The organism is Paenibacillus tundrae (assembly GCF_036884255.1).
Classification (GTDB): Bacteria; Bacillota; Bacilli; order Paenibacillales; family Paenibacillaceae; genus Paenibacillus.
The window spans coordinates 5,751,047-5,773,310 of record NZ_CP145605.1; the positions used below are offsets into that span (position 1 = coordinate 5,751,047).

Genomic DNA, 22,264 nt, shown 5'->3' on the forward strand with positions numbered 1-22,264 from the left:
TGCCTCTGGCTCGGCTCCCCTTCTATGATCGGGACGCATGATTTCCATATGCTTTCCTATAAACCTTTTAACCAAATTCAACATTTCTACTAGTATAGCCGTGAAGAGAACATTCCAACATGTCTATTTATCGGCAATCCATACTATTTTCCTTACTGAACAAGAGAACGGCCCATAGGCCGTTCTCTTGTTGCATATCCATCTGTTCGGACATATCTGTAATTGTTGCGTTATTGTTCATTCGCCTACTCTGCGCGCAGTTCCAACAATGCGTCACGAAGCTCAGCAGCACGCTCAAATTGCAAGTTTTTCGCTGCGTCTTTCATCTCTACTTCTAGGCGCTGTATAAGAGACTGACGTTCCTTCTTGGACATCTTCTCTGCAGCGCCAGTAAGGTATTCGTTCTTCGATTCGGCAACCTTCGTTGCCTCAATCACATCACGCACCTTTTTGCGAATCGTCTGTGGTGTAATGCCGTGTTTCTCATTGTAGGCCATCTGAATCTCACGACGACGTTCCGTCTCCTTGATCGCCTTATCCATCGAATCCGTCACTTTATCACCATAGAGAATAACTCGACCATCACTGTTCCGCGCTGCGCGCCCAATGGTTTGAATCAGTGAACGCTCTGAACGAAGGAATCCTTCCTTATCCGCATCCAGAATCGCAACCAACGATACCTCAGGTAGATCCAGACCTTCCCGTAGCAAGTTGATCCCGATTAAGACATGGAACGTACCTAGCCTTAGATCACGCAGAATCGACATCCGCTCTAGAGTCTTGATCTCGGAGTGAAGATATCGAACCTTAATGCCGATCTCTTTCAGATAGTCGGTTAGATCCTCAGACATCTTCTTCGTCAACGTCGTGATTAACACACGTTCGTCTTTGGCAATGCGGTCATTGATCTCTGCAATCAGGTCATCGATCTGTCCCTTCGTTGGGCGTAGCTCGATAATTGGATCAAGTAGACCGGTAGGACGAATAATCTGCTGTACCATCGTATCGGTATGCTCAATCTCATATGGCCCTGGCGTAGCCGATACATAGATAATCTGATTCATCTTCTCTTCAAACTCATCGAATTTGAGCGGACGGTTATCAAGCGCAGACGGTAGACGGAATCCGTGTTCAACCAGAACCGTCTTCCTCGCTTGGTCACCGTTATACATTGCGCGGATCTGTGGCAACGTTACGTGAGACTCATCCACCACGATCAGCATGTCATCTGGAAAATAATCCATCAATGTATACGGCGTATCTCCACGTTCACGGAAGGTCAGTGGTCCGGAATAGTTCTCGATTCCTGAACAGAAACCCACTTCCTTCATCATTTCAATATCATAACGTGTACGTTGTTCCAGTCGCTGTGCTTCCAACAACTTTCCTTGTTCACGAAGTACTTCAAGACGTTCTTCAAGCTCACGTTCGATGTTGACCAAAGCCACACGCATCGTCTCTTCTTGGGTTACGAAGTGAGATGCTGGGAAGATCGCAATATGTTCACGTTCTCCTACAAGTTCTCCGGTCAATACATCAATCTCGGTAATCTTCTCGATCTCATCCCCAAACAACTCGACCCGAATCGCATGTTCACCCTTAGAGGCTGGGAAGATCTCAATGACATCACCACGTACACGGAACGTACCCCTTACAAAGTTGATATCATTCCGCTGATACTGTATTTCTACCAAACGAGACAAAATCTGATTACGTGGCTTCTCCATACCTACCCGCAATGACAATAACATGCTGGAGTAAGCAGACGGCGAACCCAAACCATAAATGCAGGACACGCTGGCTACAATGATGACATCTCTACGTTCAAATAATGAACTGGTCGCTGCGTGACGCAGTTTGTCGATCTCTTCATTGATGCTGGAATCCTTCTCGATATACGTATCCGATGACGGAATGTACGCCTCCGGCTGGAAGTAGTCATAATAGCTGACGAAATACTCAACCATATTATTAGGAAAGAATTCTTTGAATTCACTCGCAAGCTGAGCTGCCAACGTTTTATTGTGGGCAATAATCAGCGTTGGACGTTGAAGTTTCGCAATGGTCTGTGCAATGGTAAATGTCTTACCTGTACCGGTTGCACCCAGTAGTGTCTGATACCTCTTTCCTTCCCGAACACCCTGAACCAATTGTTCAATGGCTGCAGGCTGGTCACCTTGGGGAGAAAACTCAGACTCGATTTCGAACGTTTTGTCGCTCATTACAATATCGCTCATTGCCGTATCTCACCCTATCGTCTAAAATAATAGTCACTTATATATTGTCGAAGTTCCCCGAATTTTCATATGGGAAAACTTATAGGCATAGGAATATTTGTTCCCGTTAGATTATACCTCGTTCGTTCAAGTGATGCAAACGCGAAGTGAAGACAGGAGTGGGTTAATTTATGGATATTGCGACACTTATCGGCATCATTGCCGGGATTGCCGCAGTCATCGGCGGTTTTTTGTGGGAAGGCGGCCAAGTTTCTGGGTTGTTACAAAAAACAGCTGCATTAATTGTATTTGGTGGAACCATCGCTGCGGTCGTTGCCAGCTTCCCGGCTAACCGGTTACGTACAATTCCGGCTGCACTGCGCATGGCCTTTGGACGCAAAAACAACGAATCAAGCCAGTGGGTCGAAGAACTGGTGGACATGTCAACCATCGCCCGCCGCTCAGGCGTGCTCGCATTAGAACGGAGAGTAACGGATCACCCACATCCATTTTTAAGAGACGGCATTCAAATGGTTGTGGACGGTACCGATCAAGATGTCATTCGGCAGATCATGGAGATGGAGATTGATTCTGTTGAACAAAAGCATGATGGGTATGCCAAAATTTTTGAAGCTGCTGGTGGTTATGCACCGACGATGGGGATCATAGGTACCGTAATGGGTCTAATTCAAGTACTAGGTAGTCTAACTGATCCGACGGGACTTGGCCCTGCTATCGCTGTTGCCTTCACAGCCACTTTATATGGTGTAGCTAGTGCCAATCTAATCTTTTTACCCATCGCTTCCAAGATTAAATCCCGCGGTGCGGAAGACATACAACTCATGGAAATGATACTTGAAGGTGTTCTTGCTATCCAAAATGGGGAGAATCCTCAACTTGTCCGCAAACGCTTGGAATCATTCACATTAACACATCGCCAGATCACGCAACCTGTACTAAAGGAGGGATTTGATGAGTCGGCGCAGTAAACGGCGCGCTAAACGTGAGCCTGGTGAACATCGGGATCGTTGGATGATTACTTATGCTGATCTCATTACCCTTTTGCTGATATTCTTTGTCATTATGTACGCGATGAGTAATCCGGATTCCGGTAAATATAACGTTGTGACACAATCGCTGCAAAATACGTTCAATCAATCGAACTCCATACTTGAAGGTGGTAGTGGCATTGTAGGCGAAACAATTACGAAACCTACTCCACCCGACAATGAAGAACAGAATCCTACAGATTCAGATATGGAACCGGATGTTACCGATGATGATAACCAGCCGCTCACTGAGAGGGAGAAGCAATTCAGATCACAGGAAGAAGAGCTGCAAAATCTATTTAATACGATTACACAGTATATCGACGACAACAGTCTCAATGATCAGATCTTTGTGGCGGACAAACCGCAAGGTATCTCCATTACGCTAAGTGATCGTTTTCTCTTTGATCAAGGACAAGCCGCACTGAAAGATAATGCTGCACCCATACTTAGCAAACTTGCAAGTCTATTCCGTAACCTGAACACTGTGGTTAGCATCGAAGGTCATACCGATAACGTGCCTATTGGAGCCAACTCTTCGTATAAAGATAACTGGCAGTTGTCCGGTGAACGTGCCTTATCCATCCTTCGATTTTTCCTAGACCAAGAAAAGCTAAATCCCGACGGCTTCCAATATGCCGGATATGCAGACACAAGGCCTACTGGAGATAACTCGACCGAGGCTGGCCGTCAGAAGAATCGCCGCGTAGAAATTACAGTTCTAAGACAATTACAACCATAACTCTCTTCATTGCATTGTCCATTCCTTAAATACAACGATTATTCGTACAAAAAAGTATTTAAAAAGGCACGTTCAAGTTGAATTCATTCAAACTGGACGTGCCTTCTTCGTATGGATTAAGATTCAATCTATCTTATATTGATCATTTCATTTAACTTCGGTATCACCCTCGAACACGTTCGATTTCATCCAAAACTTCTTTGAGTTTCTGCGCTTCTTTCTTAATTTCACGATCATCCTGTCGTTTAAGCGTCTCTTCGAACCACAGCATGACCTCGGCAATCATCAATCGCTGTTCAGCTAACGATTCTTCATACATGCGCTCACCGCGAGCTAACAGCAGACGGTTCTCCATCCGATCCCGTGGGTGAATTTTGATGGCTTCCAATGCTTTGAAGCGCTCGGCAATCTCCTCTTGGGACAGATCATTGTCCTTACCTTGGATGACGGCTACCTTCTTCTCCCCAGTCTCAACAGAGGAGACCTCCACTTCTAGAATTCCGTTGATGTCATATGTAAAACGAACGTCGATTGCTTGTTCCCCAGCTGGAGCTGGTGGCACGTTTATGGGTAACTCGCCTAGCTTTACATTATTTTTCGCTAGCCGGCTCTCCCCTTGGTAAATGTCAACGGTGATGGATGTCTGATTATGATGGAGCGTATAATAACGTTCCATTTTGCTTACAGGGATAACCGTGTTACGTTCGATGATCGGCGAGAACATGCCTGATTCAAATCGTCCATTGTCCATTCGTACAGAAACGGAAACACCCAATGTATATGGACATACATCTGTTAAAATAACTTCCTCCAGGTCTTGATGTCGTTCCTTCATCGCAGCCTGAATACCGACACCCAACGCTACTGCTTCATCTGGATGTAAATGGTTGGCAGGCAGTCTGCCGAACAGTTTGCCGGTAAACGAGTAGATCAGCGGCATACGCGTTGCTCCCCCAACAAGGATCACAGCATCCAGTTCACTCAGTTTAACGGATGCATCACGCAATGCACGTTCGACAGGCTTCTGTAAACGGGCTAACAGTGGCTTGGCCGCCAGATCAAAACGCGCACGATCTACAACCAGCTCCTTCAATCCCTCTTCAAGTGTCAGCATCATCTTACCTTCACGGACATGGCTCAAGTCCTGTTTGCAACGCTCCGCTTGCTTCCAGAGTGCTGATTGTTCTTTTGCGGATAAGCGATATTGCTCTATTTGGTGGTTATCAGTAAATAATTCTGCGAGCAGACGTGTAAAATCTTCGCCCCCAAGAAAGTTATCTCCAGCGACAGACTTCACTTCCATGATCTGATCAAATAATTCCAGTACGGATACATCAAACGTCCCGCCTCCTAGATCAAATACCAGAAACTTGGTTTCAGGTTCATGTTGATGTAAACCATAGGCAATAGCTGCGGCGGTTGGTTCGCTAAGCAAACGTTCCACTTTTAGCCCCGCTAATTGCCCTGCACGCTTCGTCGCTTTACGCTGTGCATCATTGAAATAAGCCGGTACACTAATCACAGCCTCAGTTACCGTCTCTCCAAGATACGCCTCCGCATCCGCCTTAAGTGATTTCAAGATGAACGCAGATAATTCTTCCGGCAAAAATTGATATGTACCCAGTTCAAACGTCCGTCCGGTACCCATGTATCTTTTGAATACAGAAGCTGTTCTCTCCGGATGTGTAATCAAACGTTCTCTAGCAATCTCACCTACTACAATCTCCTCATTCTCATCCACACTTACCACCGAAGGCGTCAAACGATTGCCAAGCGCATTCGGGATAATCCGAGGCTCCCCATGAACCCAGCAAGATACTAAACTATTCGTTGTTCCTAGATCAATACCTATGATTGTCATGATGCTTGTACCTTCTCTCTTCTCAACTTCTACTTGTGACTCTATCGAACAATCTATCATAATCGATAGCTAGAGCATAGGCATAACTTCATTCGTCCACCAAAATAAAAAATAAACCGAATGCTCACTTACACATCCGGTTTCTACGACACTTATCGTTATTATGCATCCATACCCCGCTCGCTAGGGCGCAAGATGACTGAGCCTACAGCAAGTAGAATAGCTGCCATACCAAACAAAATCAGTAGAGGGAGCTGGATATCAGACAACGTGCCTCCAGCGGAGATCGTCTCCACAGCTTGAATCGTCCACTTTTGCGGAACAAAGTTGGCGATCTTCTGCATATATTCAGGCATAATCGAGAGTGGCCAGAAGCACCCACCGATCATACAAGTTGGTGTGATGATAAGCGAATTTAACATGTTTGCATTTTTGGACTCGCGGATCAATCCAGCAACGGTACTCGCAATTCCCATGGAGACTAACATAAATGCAGCTAGAATGAGGAAATGTACACCAAATGAAAGGCCAGCGTCATAATGCAGCACCCATCGACTAATGCCTAATACTAGAACAATTTGAATGATACCGATGATAAAACTCCCCAGGAAATTGCCGACTGCAATTTCATAAGATCGTACTGGAGCTGTATATACCCGCGCCATCGTTAACTGTCTGCGATCTTCCAGAATAACGGATACAGCACTTGTCAATAAACCCATCATAAACATAATCGTAAATCCAGTCACATTATTTAGGCCCGGCTTCGGATAGATCTGTAGGTCAACAGCTTTGCCTGTAATAGCGGATTTATCTGTTTCCTGTAATAGTTGTTCCAATTTCGCTTGCTTCGTCTGTTGATCTGAAGCCATACCCGAAATTTCACCTGTTCCGGCGTGTACGGCTGATGCCAATTGATTCAACCCCACGGTCATCCCGTCTACGGCAGCTCTGAATGTGTAGGATTCTTCACTCACACGCATTTCGATCAGTTCCAATGGAGCTTGCTTCCCAAGCAACAGATTCTCTGTATACTGCGCCGGAATAACAAGCCCTGTGCTTCCCTCTTGCCGGGCAATAGCTTCCTTCACTTCAACTTCTGTACCCAGCGGCTTGAGTAAGTACTCCTCTTTATGACCAAGCTCGCTTATGATCCATTCACCAGCTACACCTTGATCCTCATTGACATACGGAATGATCGCTCGATTCGCCTGCTCATTGCCAAATAGAAATACCGTACCTGTCACAACTAAACAAGGCAGTAGCAGAAACGTAATGACTCCTCGTTTACGCCCCAACGTTCGTCTAATCATAAGCCAGGCGATATGTAGACTATTCATAGCGGTACCCTACCTTTCTGTAGATTACACCTGCGATTAGAAGCAGAACGGCGCAAACGACACCAAGCATGACGATATTGTGCATAATCTCGCTCACAGGAGAATCCAGCATCATTCGCAAGAAGCTCTGCAGGGCCCAGTGATTGACTGTAAATTCGCTTATGCGGTGTACCAAATCAACGGCAATCGGTGTGAAACCACCGCTGATGAACGTCATTGCAATAATAATGGCTTGCATCATCCCACTTGCTGATGTCGCATTTTTGCTAACTAGTGCAACGATAATGCCAATCGTCATTGAAGCGATGGTAATCAACACACAGATCAGGATGATCAACCAAGGATGGCTCCCCCAATTCACGCCGTACAACCAATAGGTCATGACGATAATAATGATGGCTTGCATGAAGGCAAGTAGGCTATTGCCAGCAATTTTTCCGGCAAAGATGATACCATTCCCTACTGGAGCCGCCTGAAGCCGGATCAAGGTCTTTTTATCCTTTTCCGAGAACAAGCTATTAATCGTCGTCATGCCAGAGTAGAGCATAAACATAGCCAGCATCGAGGCCGCGTAATATTGAGATGCACTATAAGAATTGCCTGCCTTACCCGGACTACTCGTGGTGATATAGGTAGGCTCTTCTGTCAGATCAGTATTTGGCACAGATGCCATCGCTGCGACCACTTCTGGACCAAGCACTTTGGCAATGGCGACCTGTCTGTTCAATTCATCCGTGAACCTTGTAAATACAGTCTGCCCCACCATATTAAGCGTGTTGTCTTTGCCCAATATCCACTGCAATTCTGCGCCTTTACCTGCCACGAGCTGCTCTTGTAGGTCATTCGGTAGGATTACAGCAAAATCCAATTCCCCCTGCCTAAGAGCACTTACAGCATCTTCTTCTGTAGCCAGATCTCTTACCTTCAACATGTCTGACACCGCCGGCGAGGTCAAGAAGGCCTGTAGAGCCTCATCTACAACGGAAGCTTCCGTTGCTTCTGTAGACTGAATGATGCCAACTCGAACAGGTTTAATAACAGTGTCTTCACCCGATCCTATCGTTCCCGAAAGAGCTGTACCTAATATAAATATCAGGATTAAGGGGAGTATGAATAGATTCAGTAATACGGTTCGTATTTTCAAAATACGTCTAAGCTCAAAACCACAAATATGCCACATGTTCATCTGAAATCCTCCTTAGTCTCGAAGCGTACGTCCGGTCAGATTAAGGAACAATGTTTCCAGATCAGGCTCTTCGACTTGAAGGGACTGAATAGCTAAGTCATGTTTATTACAGATAAAAAGCATATCCTGCATATCCTGCTGCGCCGAAGGCACGGTAATGGTAATGGTGTCGTCAGCAACTTCCACATTCTTCACGCGGGGATGAAGTTTCATCTCTTCAATGGCACCAGGATTAATGACCGAGGTAGTAAGTACAATTTTTTCAGTTGATGCTACGCGCTCTCTCAATTCCTTCTCGGTACCACAAGCGATGATATGTCCTTGATCCATAATGGCCACTCGGTGACTGATCGCAGCCACTTCCTCCATGTAATGACTTGTATAGATAATGGTAGAACCCATATTGTTGAGCGTTCGCACTGACTCCAGAATATGATTGCGTGATTGCGGATCTATGCCGACCGTCGGTTCATCCATAATAATGAGATCTGGTCGATGCATAATTGCACATGCAATGTTCAATCTACGTTTCATCCCACCTGAGAAGGTGGAGGGTACATCTTTGGCTTTGTCCTGCAAACCTACAAATTCAAGTGATTCCTGTACTCTCTCCTTCAGTAACTTGCCGCGTAATCCGTACAATCTAGCAAAAAAAGTGACGTTATCCGCCGCAGTCATTGTTTCATACAATGCTAGATCCTGTGGTACCAGACCGATCTTGCGCTTCACCTCGAGCGGGCGTTCTTTAACCGAGATGCCATCCAAGCGAATTTCGCCTTGATCCATTTTTAGTAACCCAGCAATCATACTGATGGTTGTGCTTTTCCCCGCACCATTCGGACCTAATAATCCAAAAATCTCACCTTTATTCACGCTCAGATTCAGATGATCCACCGACAGCTTGTTACCGTAACGTTTGACGACCTGATCGACTTCAAGTATTGGCATATCCCCACACTCCTTCTCCCGTTCTAGCTTCCTTCATCGGATGTTATAACTGTATTGTAGCGAATTGTTGCCTTGCGCGAAGGTACGAAAAGTCATATATCGAAGGTGACTTAAGTCATCTCCTGATCTAGAAGGTGCGTATGATATAATTAGGGATGGATTACCAGGTAGGTACTTATTCAAAAAAGTACAGAAAGCCTTCTCTCTATTGCTGCTCTTATCTCAAAATTAAAGGATGCCACGACATATGCCGATACGAGCACTTCAATACGGTCTTATTCTAGTTCCAGCGCTCTTGTACATCCTCGCACTACCGCAAGAACAAGATGAAATCTATACGCTTCATATTCTTATTGCTATTGGGATCGCTGTGGGGAAAGATTTCACTCGTGCTGATCTACCTAGGGTATTGCTCCTGATCATTGAGATCCTATGGAACTGCTGGCTCATCACTCAATATGGCCCATTTATGCTGTTCCTTTCAATATCCATGCTCTATGTATACATTTATCGACTGGAGGGAGCACGGCGGTGGTTGATACTCGGAGCACAACTCATTGCCAGCAATATCGCATTACATGAGTATTACACAATGTCTGTGGACGCGTCCCCTCTTCTGTTCTCCTTTCAAACGAATGCGGACTCCCCACTCTCTCCAGAGACTACAGGGTGGGTTATCGGCAATCTTCTGTTGGTTACCGTTGCAGTGATCTCCTGGCAAGGCTCAAGGACTGCAAGTAGCCGTGGACAGCTAGAACAGGTATATGACGAGCTTCGCAATAAACACTATGAGCTTCAGGATGCACGTGCACAGATGGTACAATTCACGAAGCAACTGGAGGATGCCGCTCAAGCCGAGGAACGCACGCGCATTTCACGGCAGCTCCACGATGATATCGGGCACCGTTTGATTCGCACCAAGATGATGTCCGAAGCTGCGCTTCTGACCCTACCGTTGGATTCAGAACAAGGTACGGAAATGGTAAAACAAATTCGGGATCAACTCGCGGCGAGTATGGATGATATGCGTACAACGCTTCATAAGCTGAAGCCCGAATCCTATCAACCGGATACATATGCGCTGGATCGTTTACTAGAAGAGGTGGGCCGTGAGACGGGTGTGAAGACAAGTTATCTGGAATTAGGGAATCCACATATCCTGTATCCCAGCATACAGATCGTTTTATACAAAAACGCGAAAGAGGCCGTAACCAATGCGCTGCGACACGGGAATGCCAAAAGTATTCGAATCGAACTGCAGTTCCGGGAAAAAGAAATTCAATTGACCGTTAGTAATGACGGTCAGATCAATGTAGAACCTATTAGCGGAGCATCCACGGCGTTCACAGATGAAGCCGATAAGCACAATATGGGTCATCATACGAACCAATCAACACAGACAACAACGACTGCCGGACTAGGCATGGGACATGAAAGCATGCGTCTGCGTACACAACTGGTTGGCGGTGTATTGGAGGTTCAGTCCGCCTATCCCTATACCGTAGTCACGCGTCTTCCCCTCCCACGCCAAGCTGATATGATCTGAAAAGGAAGTGATTGTTCCCATGATTAAACCAAAGCCAAACGAAAATAATCCAGCACCTCATTCTGAACCAACACACTCCTCGTCCATTCAGCTTATTCTTGTTGACGATGATCCCTTCATTCGCGAAAGTCTCAAAGTACTGATTGGACTCGATCCTTCGATCACAGTGTCAGGAACAGCTGGAAACGGGCATGAGGTGCTCACTTTACTAGATTCAGGCATAGATGCAGACGTTATTCTTATGGATATTCGTATGCCCGAGTGCGACGGAGTCGAAGGTACGAAGGCCATTAAAGCACGTTATCCCGACATCCGCATACTCATGCTGACAACATTCGACGATGATGAATATATCATTCAAGCTCTGCAAAACGGAGCAAGTGGTTATCTGCTCAAAAATGTGCCGCCTGATCGGATTATTCAAGGGATTAAGACCGTCCATAACGGGGACATGTTAATTCATCCCGATATTGCACGCAAACTCGCCGGGCTACTTCGCCCCGCACCCACCTCTTCTGCACATGATCCAATGGAATCCTCTGGACTAACACGAATGGAACTGTCTGTGGCACAGGCCATCTCAGAGGGTCTGTCCAACAAAGAAATAGCCGCCAAGCTGTTCCTAAGCGAAGGTACGGTCAAAAACTATGTGACAGATATTCTCGGCAAGCTTAGCCTACGCGACCGAACCCAAATTGCCATCTATATCTTGAAGAAATAAAAGAAGAAATAACACGATTTAAACTACGTTCATCTCAACAGGTGTGGCTTAAAGTAACAAAGAAGATGGACTTTTGGAACAAAATCAAAAAGGGTATTTCCACATCAGACCTATGCAGGTTGTGGAAATACCCTTTATTTGGATTACATCTCTACAGAACTAGATTCTCCTGTCGTAGGAGCAGGCAGAGCGAGAGGTGCCCCTTCGCTGCGCTGACCTTTTCGACGAGCGAAAATCTTAAGGCTTAGAATATGGAATAGAGAATGTTGCCGAAGTTGAACAGCCCAGGCCTCATGATTATCTGGAGCCATAATGATTCCAAGCTGATGATGCTCGCCTTCATAGATGGCACGTTGCATGAACTTGCTCTCTCCTTGGTGATTACGAACCTCCAGCTTACAGAAGGCGGAGTTCATACGCAAGGCACGGTGCAATTCCTCAGGGGAGTGAACCATTACCCCATTCGCCTTATAGATGGTCTCTCCTGCTTCGATACCTAGTTCAGCCGCTGGGCTATCCGGAATAACACCCAGCACTTTCAGACCATGTTCAGGGTGTACGAACACTGGGCTCCGATGTTGTTCTTCAAAACTGCTATACCATACCAACAATTCATGTCCAATAAACGCAGCCAGAGCTGCAACGACCATGAAAGGTGACCACCATGCAGCCAGAAGGCTTAGTCCTAGAAGGCTTGTCCCGTAGATCAAAAGCCTCTTGGCAGAGATCTGCACTTTCTGTCCTGGCAGCATGCTCTGGGTCACTTCACCGAATCCCAGCATGATCGGTAGAGCCGCCAGCATGTACCCATTTCCTGCGTTCATGAGCGGATTCCATGCAAGCTCTGCACCACTCCCCGTCACAGGTACAAGGATTAGTAGCGGAACAGGCCAAAAATGCAGCAACTGATACCCGCCGACCAGCTTGCCTCGTTTACCTTCAAAGAGTAATGGTGATGCCATTGCAACGCCTTGCATCCTTAACAACATCGCTTCCCCGAGATGTAGAAGCGCAGCCAACACAAGGAGAGCAGGGATATCTAATGCTCTAATTGCCTCGGTAGAACTGCCCAGCCATCCGGATGGTTGCCAGTTAGAAGCCAGGTTCAAGCCAAACTGTACCACACCGAGTAATCCAGCCGCGTACGCGAAGCATAAGTACCGAATCCGGAACAATGCTAAGAGTACAGTAGCTACCCATATGCAGATTACACTGCTCAGAGTAAGATGCGCTCCAAGGAACAAAGAAACGATCGAAACGATCACACCGAGTAGAATCCCTCCCAGCACGGTTCGGATCGTCTGGGTTATTGAGCTTTGTAGGCGAACGTGGAACAACTTACGCTCTTGTAACAATTGACGATGATAGACGAGTGCAACCAAGATTACCGCAATATAATAAAACGGCTGAATAAACAACTGCAACAATGCTTCCCCTAATGTAGTTAACCATGGCCAAGCCCATTCCATTGTGGACGGTCACTCCTCTCCTTCAGCCGGTTCAGAAAAAAAGAAGGCTGAAAATCAGCCTTCTTTATGGCTTCGACACAGCAGCCGAAATATCCTTCGAGACATTTTCGATCGCGCGCTTCAGCTGTGCATCATATTGAGGATTGGCAATGCGTTCAATCAGAGCCGCTTCTAGAGATTCGGCGGTTTTCTCATCAATCTCGCCTGTTGCCTGAATGCCTTTTTGTTTCTGGAATGCTTTGACCGCTTCTTCTGTCTTCTGGTCATAGTATCCATCCACACGATCTGGCTTGAAATCAAGTCCTCTCAGCATCGTCTGCGCACTTTTCACATCCGTGCTATTGCTGTCGTATTTGAGCGGTAATTTCTCTTTATTTATTGGTGCTACCGAGAAGTAATCCGGTTGATTCACCGCAATGTCCGGTTTGATTCCTTTTTCATGAATCCAATCTCCGTTCGGTGTGAGCCATTTTGCTATGGTGATCTTCAGCAAGCTGCCATCACCCATTTGCTTATCATAACTCGTCTGTACGGTACCTTTACCAAAGGAGTTCTCACCGATCAGGGTTGCGCCTGCAGATTGTTGCAATGCTCCAGCCAAGATCTCGGATGCACTTGCACTACCTTTGTTCATCAGGACAGTGATCGGATAAGGTTTACCGGAGCCATTCGACTTACTTTGTTCCTTCTTACCGTTCTTGTCTTCAACCTGAACGATAACCTTATCTTTTGGAACAAACTGCTCGGCAATCTCGATCACGACTTGCAGCACACCGCCTGGATCATTTCGTACGTCAATGATCAGACCCTTCATGTTCTGCTTCTCAAGTTTAGCTAACTCTTCCTTGAAGCGTTCACCCGTATTTAATGAGAATTGTGTGATGGTAATAACCCCCACCCCATTATCCTCCATGTGGGCATAGATCGTCTCCAAATCAATGTCGTCCCGAACAATAACAAATTCAATCAGCTCGGTAGATCCGGCACGTTTAACCTGTACCTTGGCTTCACTACCTTTTGGGCCTCTGATTTTGTTAACGGCCTTATTTAGCTCTAGACCTTGCAACGTTTCACCGTTGACAGACATGATGATATCTTTTGCCCGAATACCAGCTTTCTCTGCTGGTGATCCTTTGATCGGAGACACAACAACCACGTTTCCATCCTGAGACGAAACCTCTGCACCAATACCAGTAAATGAACCCTCTATGGATTCCTCGAACTGAGCTGCTGTCTCCTGCCCCATATAATTGGAGTATGGATCTCCGAGCGATTCCATCATTCCGTTGATCGCACCATCGATCAGTTTGGTTCGATCCACGTCTTTATAATAGTTTTTGGAGATCAAATCCATAGCGGTTTCAATCTTCTTCAGCTCGTTCTTCTGCTGCGTATTACCTGTCACACTGGCTAACAGGCCTTCACCTGGTGTCGTTGGACTAGCCATACCGGGAAAACTCATTAACACTAATGTGAGTAAGCTTCCTCCGAGTAGTGCTCCAATGACAAGCAGCAGCGCCGATCTTTTTTTCATCATCCGTTTGTCACCGCCTTTAGTTATGAACCATTCTAAGTTCATGGATCATCGAAGTCCAATTCCTGAACATGCCAACTTAGTATATGTCTAGCTTGTACGGAATATGTTTATTCCATTCGGTCAATGCGTCACGTTATTACAAATAGTTCATCGGATTTACTGCTGTACCATTATCTCGTACTTCAAAGTGCAAGTGAGGTCCTGTCGAGTTTCCTGTATTCCCTGACTCTGCAATGACATCACCTTTGCTAACCGTGTCGCCTTTGCCCACTTTGAATCCACCTTCACGTAAGTGACCATAGAGTGTCCATAGTCCACCACCATGATCCACAATAACGGTATATCCATAACCACTGTACCATTCAGCCATAATAACGATACCGCCAGAAGCTGCATGAACAGAAGTACCCACTGGAACAGCAAAATCCACACCATTATGCATTTTACCGACTACACCCGTAATTGGATGGGTACGAGGGCCAAACGGGGAAGAAATACGTCCTCCGGATACCGGTCTAGAGAAAATTCCGTTACCTGATGAATACGTAACCTCACTGCTACTATCCATGCTAACTCTAGTTGGATTCTTGGCTGCTGCTTTGGCTGCGGCAGCTGCACGAGCAGCGGCCTCTGCTTTAGCTTTAGCTGCGGCTGCAGCCTGCTCTTCGCGCAATTTATTTTTCTCCTGCAATAGAGCCGAACGTTTGCTAGCAATCTGCATCAGCACATCTTCCTGCTCTTGCGTTAATTCATCGGACTCTTCAATTTTAGCATCATAGGAAGCCAAAAGCACTTGCTTCTCTTGCTCTTTCTCATTCAACTGCGATTTACGCTGCTTCTTCTGAGCATAAAGGCTCTTAGCTTCAGCATACTGCTTATCCAGTTCTGCCTTTTTGTCTACCACGAGCTGCTTGTCCTTCTTATGCTCATCCAGCAGATGCTGATCCTGATCCACGATCGTTTTCAGCGAGTCCGCACGGGTTAAGAAATCAGAGAAGCTTGTGGAAGACAACAAGACGTCCAGATAAGATACTGCACCATCGGTATACATCAGACGTACACGGGATTCCAGCAATTTCTCTCTGGCTACGATCCGTTCCTCTGCAGCTTGAAGATCCTTCTTCGTTGTACGTAGATCTTCTTCCGTATTCTCAATCTGCAGTGAGACGTTTGCGAGTTCATCACTAACGACATTAATCTGCTCCAGAACAACCTTCAGGTAAGCGTTCGTTTTGTTCTTGTAATGCTGAGCTTCCTTTTTGTTGGCAGCGGCCTTTTTCTGCTCTTGTTTGGCTGTAGCCGCCTTGTTCTCTAGTTGTTGAATCTGCTGATCGATGTCACTGATACTACTCTTAGCATATCCGTCCGAAGGTTGAAACGTTAAGCTAGCTAACAATGTAAAAGCTAGCAGCGAAGCGGTTTTTTTCAAAATGTCGATCTCCCATCCTATGAATTCACAAGAAAGCAACCTGCACAGGCGGTGAACAAACATGTTCTCTGCTTTCTTTCATCTTAAGAAATTCGGTCTCTCCTACATATCGTCAAACAGCTCCATTTTGTGAACCTGCTATGCCATTCTAGTTTGCGAACGTTCAACATTCTACGTGGTATACGTAGGTCTAAACGTTAAGGGACTTACGGATGGACAGCGTACTGCCCAGTATGCCTACCAATACCCCTAGCCCGATCAATAAGGTTGCAAAGAGCACCCAAATATCTCCAAGCGGAACAAGGTTAAGCATCTGCATAAATACATCCTGACCAATGGTCGCCATAAGACGACTGTACCCAAAGAAGAGTACGGCTACTGTGACCGCTGAACCAATCAGTCCAATTAGCGCGCCTTCAATGAAGAACGGCCAACGAATGAACGTATTGGTTGCCCCAACCAGCTTCATGATGCCGATCTCTCGGCGACGGGCAAGAATCGTTACGCGAATCGTATTCGAGATCAGGAACATGGACATCAGACCTAGTCCCCCAACGAAGATAAATCCGATATTCCGAACCAGCTTCGTAAATTTGAACAATACTTCCACCGTTTCCTTGCCGTAATTCACTTTCATGATCGGCTTCTCCGGGTGTTTCTCGTTCAATGCTTCAATTTTTTGCGCTACAAAAGTAACGGTTTCCGGTTCAATGACCTCAACTTCAATGGTCTCCGGCAGTGGGTTATTATCCACATCGAAACCGCTCAGTACATTATCTGCACTGTCTCCGAGACGTTCACGGAACTCTTTCAGTCCATCTTCCTTAGAGACAAAGCGAATTTCACTTACTTCAGGCATGGCGCTGATTTCTTGTTCGAGTGTGTTACGTAATTGCTCGTCCACATTCAGTTCAAGAAACGTGCTGATCTCCACCTGACTGTCCACTTGGTTTGCCATAGAATTCACATTCAATACCAATAGCATAAATACACCAAGAATAAGCAGTGATACGATGATGGACATGATGGAGGCCACAGACATCCAGCCGTTGCGGAATACGTTTTTGAATCCCTCCCGCAAATGGCGCAAGAGAGTACTAAAATTCATAACCGTATTCTCCTCTCATCTGATCCCGTACGATCTGTCCACGTTCAATGGCAATAACTCGTTTACGCATCGTATTTACGATGTCTTTGTTATGGGTTGCCATGACGATTGTGGTTCCTCGGAAATTGATCTCATCCAGCAGTTGCATAATTCCCCATGACGTCTCTGGATCAAGGTTACCTGTAGGCTCGTCCGCGATAATAACCGACGGATTATTCACAATCGCCCGGGCGATGGCAATACGCTGCTGTTCCCCACCTGAGAGCTGCGAAGGCTCACGATTGGCTTTGCCACGCAATCCCACCAGATCAAGCACTTCCATCACTCGTTTCTTGATATGACGCTTCGGCGCTTCAATAACTTCCATAGCAAAAGCTACATTCTCGAACGCCGTCATCTTAGGCAGCAGTCGGAAGTCCTGGAATACAACACCGATATTACGGCGTACATAAGGGATTTTCCTTGGTTTCAGCTTACCGATATTAAATCCGTTAATGGATATTTGTCCTTTAGTCGGAACTTCTTCTCTGTACATCAATTTCATAAATGTCGATTTGCCTGCGCCAGACGGACCGACGATATAGACAAATTCATTGCGGTCGATCTTCACCGACACCCCTTGTAAAGCGTGGGTCCCATTGGCGTAGGTCTTCCACACGTCCTGCATTTCTATCACATCATCACTTCCTGCTCGCATAGTTAGCCATTATCATTTCGACACAATCCCGGCATTTCCTTTAAAAAGACCTGAATTTCATCAGGAGAAGTCCACTTCGACCTTTTTTGATGGTGAAGCATGGATTCATATGAAGTTTATTGTAACAAATTTGTTACCTATTGAGTACCCGAAAGTTTTCCTACATTGGATCATATATATAGAAAGTGTTACAAAGTGCGGAACAACAGAAGTAAAAAGGAGCGTACGGTTATGAAAAAAATACACGTGGCAGTCATTGCAATGTTCTCGATCCTCTTATTCGGTTCCGCATCCTATGGAATGATCTATATGTATGTGAACCAACCGTCGTTACCCCAGAAGGTACAGGTAGGCGGATGGCAGATCGGAGGAATGAATCGAGCCGATGTCATGCTTGAACTGGATGAACGGTTACAACAGCTGGCAGAGTGGCCTGTCATTTTGGAACTGGACGAACCCCTCGCGAAAACACTACCCTTTACAGCTGCGCAAACAGGCGCACATTACGATGCAGAAGGCTTCCGACTTGCCATGAAGCAACTGGAGGAAGGAAACCTGTGGGAACGTGCCTATGCACGTTATCATCTGGCTGAAGATTGGCCTGTGGAGCTGACGTATGATGCGACATCTTTAAAAACACAATTGAGCCCTGCTTGGGAAAAAGAAACCTTCGGTTCTCCTTCCAATGCTGTTCGCAGGATCACGCCTAGCGATAAGATTCAATACATCCCGGAAAAAGGTGTACGCCGCATCGCTTGGGATGAACTAACCCGTCAATTACAGGTCAAGCTACCTCATGATTTCAGCGCATTAGACTCGGAGGGCAAACCTGATTCGATCCGTATTCAGCTCCCACTGTATACGATGAAACCTGAAGTTACGGTGGACTCCTTGCGCTCAGAGGGCATTGAACGGAAAATCATTCAGTTCTCGACGGGGCTTGGCAATAGCAGTGAGGGTCGGGTACATAATGTGAGCGCAGCGGCCGAAGCCATTGACGGCATGGTTCTGAAGCCAGGTGCCATTTTTGATTATGAAAAAATTGTTCAAAAAGCCGAGAAGGAGTTCGGCTTCCGCGAAGCGCCGGTCATTGTGAATGGTCGACTGACGCCTGGAATTGGCGGGGGCATCTGTCAGGTATCCAGTACGATATATAATGCAGCCTTGCTCACAGGTCTCGATATCGTCGAACGTCGCAATCACTCCCTACCGGTGAAATATCTACCGAAAGGGTTAGACGCCACCTTTGCTTCTGGAGCCATTAACTTCCGTTTCAAAAATAACACTGAAAAATCGCTGCTGATCCATGCCGAGGTCAACAACCATCGGTTAGTCGTGAAGTTTTTTGGCACATTTCCGGAGAATGTCAGCTATGCCCTTGAATCTCGTACGATTGAAACGTTAAGTGTTCCGGTAAAATACGTATCCAGTAACGTTCTCCCCGATGGAGCACAGCAGGTACTACAAAACGGACAGCCTGGATATATTGTCGAGACTGTACGGACGAAGCGGGTAGATGGGAAAGTCGTCGAATCCAAAACCATTTCACGAGATACGTACAAAGCACAGAATCGCTTAATTGCTCGCCCGGGAAACAGCAGTGTACCTGATGAACAAGAGCCTTCCATTGTTGAGGATGGCATCTCGGATACCAAACAGCCTTAATTTCAACGTTGTTGTTATAGCTTCTACTTCTAATAGAAAATATTAAAAAAAGACAGACCTCTCGTCTCCCTTTCGGTTACGTGTGAAGTGTGTCTGTTCTATCTTGTGATGAAATGACTGCCCTCTCAATATAGCGATAATCAAAAGGTAACAGCTACATTCTCATCGAATTTCATCATTTGTCTAACAAAAAGGTTAATGACCGCCTGTGTATTCGCTTTGCTCTTCACCCACGACCATCTTCTCATTGCCCATGAAGAACGATGCGATTAGAGCGAGCGCAGCCGGAATGGCAGCCCAAGCAAACAACTGTACAATAGATGAAGACAGCGCATGAGTAATGGCCTCTAGAATCTGTGGTGGAATACCCTGTCTTAATTCCGGTGACAACAGTGCATGTGGATCTGTTAAATTCAGTCCGTCCGGTATGCCTCCACCGGTTGTAGCCTCTCCAGCACCCGCTCCACCAGCCTCTGCTGCTGATCCAAGTGCCTCGGTCATTTTACGTGTAAACACTTGGCTCTGTACGATACCAAAAATCGTGATCCCCATCGTCATGCCAAGAGACCGCAAGAAGTTAAGCGTAGAACTAGCCGCCCCGCGTCTACGTGGTTCAAATGCATTCATCGCCGCGTTGCTAAGCACCGAGAACGATGCACCCACGCCAAGTCCGACCATAACCATGAATATACGGATCGTCCAGAGCGATGATCCCTCATCCAGCGTTGTAAGTAATCCAAGTCCAAGCACGAGAAGTGCAAGTGTAGGAATCATAATATTACGGTACTTGATTTTGGTCATTAATACCCCACCCAGGGAGGCCGTTACGACTGAACCAAGCATCATTGGCAGTAAAACTAGACCTGAGTTAGTCGCTTTACCACCCAAAACACCTTGAATGAAAATCGGTATGTATACGGAAGCTGTAATAAACGCCGCCCCACTGAACATTGCGATTACGTTGCTGGACCAATACACCCGATTGCGGAACATATTAAAGGAAATAATCGGTTCCTTGGCTCGTGTCTCTGCATAGAGGAATAATAGGGCGAGTACGATAAATCCGGCGAACAAGCCAATAATCTGTCCCGAATCCCAAGCATACGTCTTGCCGCCTAATTCCAAACCGAAGATCAGACAGACCACTGCGCCAATCAGTGTTACAGCACCTAGCCAGTCAATCTGCTGGGATTGATGCTGGTGTGATTCTTTATAACAAATAGTAATAAACAAAAACGCAATTAAACCAAGTGGTAGGTTAATATAGAATACCCATTCCCATGTCGCGTACTCAGTAATATAAGCACCAAGCAACGGGCCAAATACACTGGATAGACCAAATACCGCACCAAACAATCCACCCAGTTTACCCCGTGCCTCTGGAGCAACAACATCAAACATAATCGTAAACGCAATGGGCACCAGCGCACCTGCACCAATCCCTTGAATTGCTCTGTACATCGTTAATTCCACGATAGATGTCGCTGTTCCGCACAACGCCGAACCAAGCATGAATACAATGATGCCAAATACAAAGAATTTCTTCCGTCCGTACATATCCGACAGTTTACCGAAGATCGGCATTCCCGCCATCTCCGCAACCATGTATGCAGAGGTCACCCAAACGAACTTGTCGAGTCCCCCGAGCTTGCCGACGATATCACCCATCGCCGTAGCTACAATGGTGTTATCCATTGAAGCCATAAGTATGCTAAGCAGTAGCCCTGCCAGCACAAATCCAATTTTGTTTTTACTTGCAGCCATCGTTCTTAATCTCTCCATTCACGATCTATTCATATGACTGCATTAGTATATCCGAAATGTCGCAATCATTAATCAGTCCAAGGACCGATTGCTTTACGCCAAAACAATCTATCGTGAACGAGCCATTCGCATCCGTTTTCGCATCAGATTTGTTCAACACGACCTATTCTTGCTTCTGGATCTACCGACAAGTCACCCGAATATTCGACCAACCTAATGTTACAACCCCGCCCAATATGAACTCGTGTACCTCGAACAGTATCGGCCTCTGTATCTTCAAGCATAATCTCATCTCCCTCAATCAGTTCTGCTCGAAAAGAAGGAGCCCCGCCCAAACCAAGTGCTTTCCAGAATCCACTGCGCTCTCTACGCCGAATATCAATCCGTTCACCGCCAACTTCCCTAGCCGAGGAAGACGTATATAAACGAATCTCCACGGTGTCTGCGTTCAACAGCCCCCCTACTTTGAGGTTGCCTTGAACACTAATCGACTCGCCCTGGACATCTCCATCAATCGTGGCCATACCGCCGATATCAATGCGCTCACTGTCCACTCTACCGCGTACGTTGCATTTTCCGTTCACCGTCAACTCCGGTGTAGCCAAAGCACCATTAATCGTTGTCATGCCATCCACACGCACACGAGAACTAACTAGCGGGCCGTTAATCGTACACATGCCATTGACCGTTGTCGTCTCCGCGCGAGCCGAGCCATGAACGCCCATTGTTCCATTTACATCCAGTGAATTGGTCTGCAGTTCTCCTTCCACTTTAGCCATACCATTCACGGTTACGCTCTCCGTGTACAACGCACCATAGATTTTCAGAGTCCCATTCACATTGAGCGAAGTACAATCCAAGTCTCCGTCCAATTTGGCCATGCCATCAATATTCACCCGGTTATAGTGCCCACCTGTCGTTTTGCGAGACCCCGTTACATTCAGATCATTTCTCATGTGACGCTCTTCCATTCATTTCTCCCCCTT

The 22,264-nt window shown here is 46.3% G+C and carries 17 protein-coding genes; 5 read left to right on the plus strand and 12 right to left on the minus strand.

All coding sequences use genetic code 11. The features are described 5' to 3' along the window. Positions 1–245: 245 nt before the first annotated feature. A complete protein-coding gene (gene uvrB, locus V6W81_RS25915; protein WP_338540779.1) occupies positions 246–2,237 on the minus strand; it encodes an excinuclease ABC subunit UvrB in 1,992 nt (663 codons plus the stop codon). Positions 2,238–2,407: 170 nt separating this feature from the next. Between uvrB and V6W81_RS25920 the strand changes: the two genes are divergently transcribed. Together V6W81_RS25920 and V6W81_RS25925 are read left to right on the plus strand one after the other, a co-directional pair. Beyond that, positions 2,408–3,205, plus strand: coding sequence for a flagellar motor protein (locus V6W81_RS25920; protein ID WP_056693610.1), 798 nt, complete (start codon positions 2,408–2,410; stop codon positions 3,203–3,205). After that, positions 3,189–4,007: a flagellar motor protein MotB gene (locus tag V6W81_RS25925; RefSeq protein WP_338540780.1), complete on the plus strand. Its 819-nt coding sequence runs from the start codon at positions 3,189–3,191 to the stop codon at positions 4,005–4,007. Before V6W81_RS25920 ends, V6W81_RS25925 begins: the two co-directional genes overlap by 17 nt. A gap of 163 nt (positions 4,008–4,170) precedes the next feature. On the opposite strand, the gene V6W81_RS25930 is transcribed toward V6W81_RS25925, so the two are convergent. From V6W81_RS25930 to V6W81_RS25945, 4 genes are all read right to left on the minus strand, one after another. Further along, positions 4,171–5,868 carry a molecular chaperone HscC gene (locus V6W81_RS25930; protein ID WP_338540781.1) on the minus strand — a complete coding sequence of 566 codons (1,698 nt, stop codon included), beginning with the start codon at positions 5,866–5,868 and terminating at the stop codon, positions 4,171–4,173. Positions 5,869–6,029: 161 nt separating this feature from the next. Then, positions 6,030–7,208, minus strand: a complete 1,179-nt coding sequence (locus V6W81_RS25935) for an ABC transporter permease (RefSeq protein ID WP_338540782.1) — start codon at positions 7,206–7,208, stop codon at positions 6,030–6,032. Further along, entirely contained in the window at positions 7,201–8,394 is a 1,194-nt protein-coding gene (locus V6W81_RS25940) for an ABC transporter permease (protein ID WP_338540783.1), read from the minus strand. Before V6W81_RS25940 ends, V6W81_RS25935 begins: the two co-directional genes overlap by 8 nt. A 12-nt stretch (positions 8,395–8,406) precedes the next feature. Continuing rightward, positions 8,407–9,342, minus strand: a complete 936-nt coding sequence (locus tag V6W81_RS25945; RefSeq protein ID WP_145051333.1) for an ABC transporter ATP-binding protein — start codon at positions 9,340–9,342, stop codon at positions 8,407–8,409. A 247-nt stretch (positions 9,343–9,589) separates the two neighbouring features. On the opposite strand from V6W81_RS25945, the gene V6W81_RS25950 reads away from it, so the two are divergent. Together V6W81_RS25950 and V6W81_RS25955 are read left to right on the plus strand one after the other, a co-directional pair. Beyond that, on the plus strand, positions 9,590–10,888 hold the full coding sequence (locus V6W81_RS25950) for a sensor histidine kinase (protein WP_338540784.1): 1,299 nt from the start codon (positions 9,590–9,592) through the stop codon (positions 10,886–10,888). A gap of 19 nt (positions 10,889–10,907) precedes the next feature. Beyond that, on the plus strand, positions 10,908–11,609 hold the full coding sequence (locus tag V6W81_RS25955; protein ID WP_145051339.1) for a response regulator: 702 nt from the start codon (positions 10,908–10,910) through the stop codon (positions 11,607–11,609). 143 nt (positions 11,610–11,752) lie between these two features. Here V6W81_RS25955 and V6W81_RS25960 read toward each other — a convergent pair whose 3' ends face one another. From V6W81_RS25960 to ftsE, 5 genes are all read right to left on the minus strand, one after another. Further along, positions 11,753–13,078, minus strand: a complete 1,326-nt coding sequence (locus V6W81_RS25960) for a PDZ domain-containing protein (protein ID WP_338540785.1) — start codon at positions 13,076–13,078, stop codon at positions 11,753–11,755. Positions 13,079–13,142: 64 nt separating this feature from the next. Continuing rightward, positions 13,143–14,615, minus strand: coding sequence for a S41 family peptidase (locus tag V6W81_RS25965; RefSeq protein ID WP_338540786.1), 1,473 nt, complete (start codon positions 14,613–14,615; stop codon positions 13,143–13,145). 136 nt (positions 14,616–14,751) lie between these two features. Then, on the minus strand, positions 14,752–16,044 hold the full coding sequence (locus V6W81_RS25970) for a murein hydrolase activator EnvC family protein (protein WP_338540787.1): 1,293 nt from the start codon (positions 16,042–16,044) through the stop codon (positions 14,752–14,754). A gap of 190 nt (positions 16,045–16,234) precedes the next feature. Next, positions 16,235–17,152, minus strand: a complete 918-nt coding sequence (ftsX, locus tag V6W81_RS25975) for a permease-like cell division protein FtsX (RefSeq protein ID WP_056693638.1) — start codon at positions 17,150–17,152, stop codon at positions 16,235–16,237. After that, positions 17,142–17,828 carry a cell division ATP-binding protein FtsE gene (gene ftsE / locus V6W81_RS25980; protein WP_128103720.1) on the minus strand — a complete coding sequence of 229 codons (687 nt, stop codon included), beginning with the start codon at positions 17,826–17,828 and terminating at the stop codon, positions 17,142–17,144. The genes ftsX and ftsE overlap by 11 nt, the downstream gene beginning before the upstream one ends. Before the next feature lie 252 nt (positions 17,829–18,080). On the opposite strand from ftsE, the gene V6W81_RS25985 reads away from it, so the two are divergent. Continuing rightward, a complete protein-coding gene (locus V6W81_RS25985; RefSeq protein WP_338540788.1) occupies positions 18,081–19,514 on the plus strand; it encodes a VanW family protein in 1,434 nt (477 codons plus the stop codon). Positions 19,515–19,709: 195 nt separating this feature from the next. Here V6W81_RS25985 and V6W81_RS25990 read toward each other — a convergent pair whose 3' ends face one another. Together V6W81_RS25990 and V6W81_RS25995 are read right to left on the minus strand one after the other, a co-directional pair. Next, positions 19,710–21,278, minus strand: coding sequence for an MDR family MFS transporter (locus tag V6W81_RS25990; RefSeq protein ID WP_145051355.1), 1,569 nt, complete (start codon positions 21,276–21,278; stop codon positions 19,710–19,712). A gap of 143 nt (positions 21,279–21,421) precedes the next feature. Next, complete coding sequence (locus V6W81_RS25995; RefSeq protein ID WP_338540789.1) at positions 21,422–22,249, minus strand: polymer-forming cytoskeletal protein; 828 nt, start codon at positions 22,247–22,249, stop codon at positions 21,422–21,424. Between the last annotated feature and the right edge of the window lie 15 nt (positions 22,250–22,264).

Bases quoted from the DNA above. Each gene is read 5' to 3' on its own strand.
- uvrB (WP_338540779.1), bottom strand. From the start codon at position 2,237: ATGAGCGATATTGTAATGAGCGACAAAACGTTCGAAATCGAGTCTGAG.
- V6W81_RS25920 (WP_056693610.1), top strand. From the start codon at position 2,408: ATGGATATTGCGACACTTATCGGCATCATTGCCGGGATTGCCGCAGTC.
- V6W81_RS25925 (WP_338540780.1), top strand. From the start codon at position 3,189: ATGAGTCGGCGCAGTAAACGGCGCGCTAAACGTGAGCCTGGTGAACAT.
- V6W81_RS25930 (WP_338540781.1), bottom strand. From the start codon at position 5,868: ATGACAATCATAGGTATTGATCTAGGAACAACGAATAGTTTAGTATCT.
- V6W81_RS25935 (WP_338540782.1), bottom strand. From the start codon at position 7,208: ATGAATAGTCTACATATCGCCTGGCTTATGATTAGACGAACGTTGGGG.
- V6W81_RS25940 (WP_338540783.1), bottom strand. From the start codon at position 8,394: ATGAACATGTGGCATATTTGTGGTTTTGAGCTTAGACGTATTTTGAAA.
- V6W81_RS25945 (WP_145051333.1), bottom strand. From the start codon at position 9,342: ATGCCAATACTTGAAGTCGATCAGGTCGTCAAACGTTACGGTAACAAG.
- V6W81_RS25950 (WP_338540784.1), top strand. From the start codon at position 9,590: ATGCCGATACGAGCACTTCAATACGGTCTTATTCTAGTTCCAGCGCTC.
- V6W81_RS25955 (WP_145051339.1), top strand. From the start codon at position 10,908: ATGATTAAACCAAAGCCAAACGAAAATAATCCAGCACCTCATTCTGAA.
- V6W81_RS25960 (WP_338540785.1), bottom strand. From the start codon at position 13,078: ATGGAATGGGCTTGGCCATGGTTAACTACATTAGGGGAAGCATTGTTG.
- V6W81_RS25965 (WP_338540786.1), bottom strand. From the start codon at position 14,615: ATGATGAAAAAAAGATCGGCGCTGCTGCTTGTCATTGGAGCACTACTC.
- ftsX (WP_056693638.1), bottom strand. From the start codon at position 17,152: ATGAATTTTAGTACTCTCTTGCGCCATTTGCGGGAGGGATTCAAAAAC.
- V6W81_RS25985 (WP_338540788.1), top strand. From the start codon at position 18,081: ATGAAAAAAATACACGTGGCAGTCATTGCAATGTTCTCGATCCTCTTA.
- V6W81_RS25990 (WP_145051355.1), bottom strand. From the start codon at position 21,278: ATGGCTGCAAGTAAAAACAAAATTGGATTTGTGCTGGCAGGGCTACTG.
- V6W81_RS25995 (WP_338540789.1), bottom strand. From the start codon at position 22,249: ATGGAAGAGCGTCACATGAGAAATGATCTGAATGTAACGGGGTCTCGC.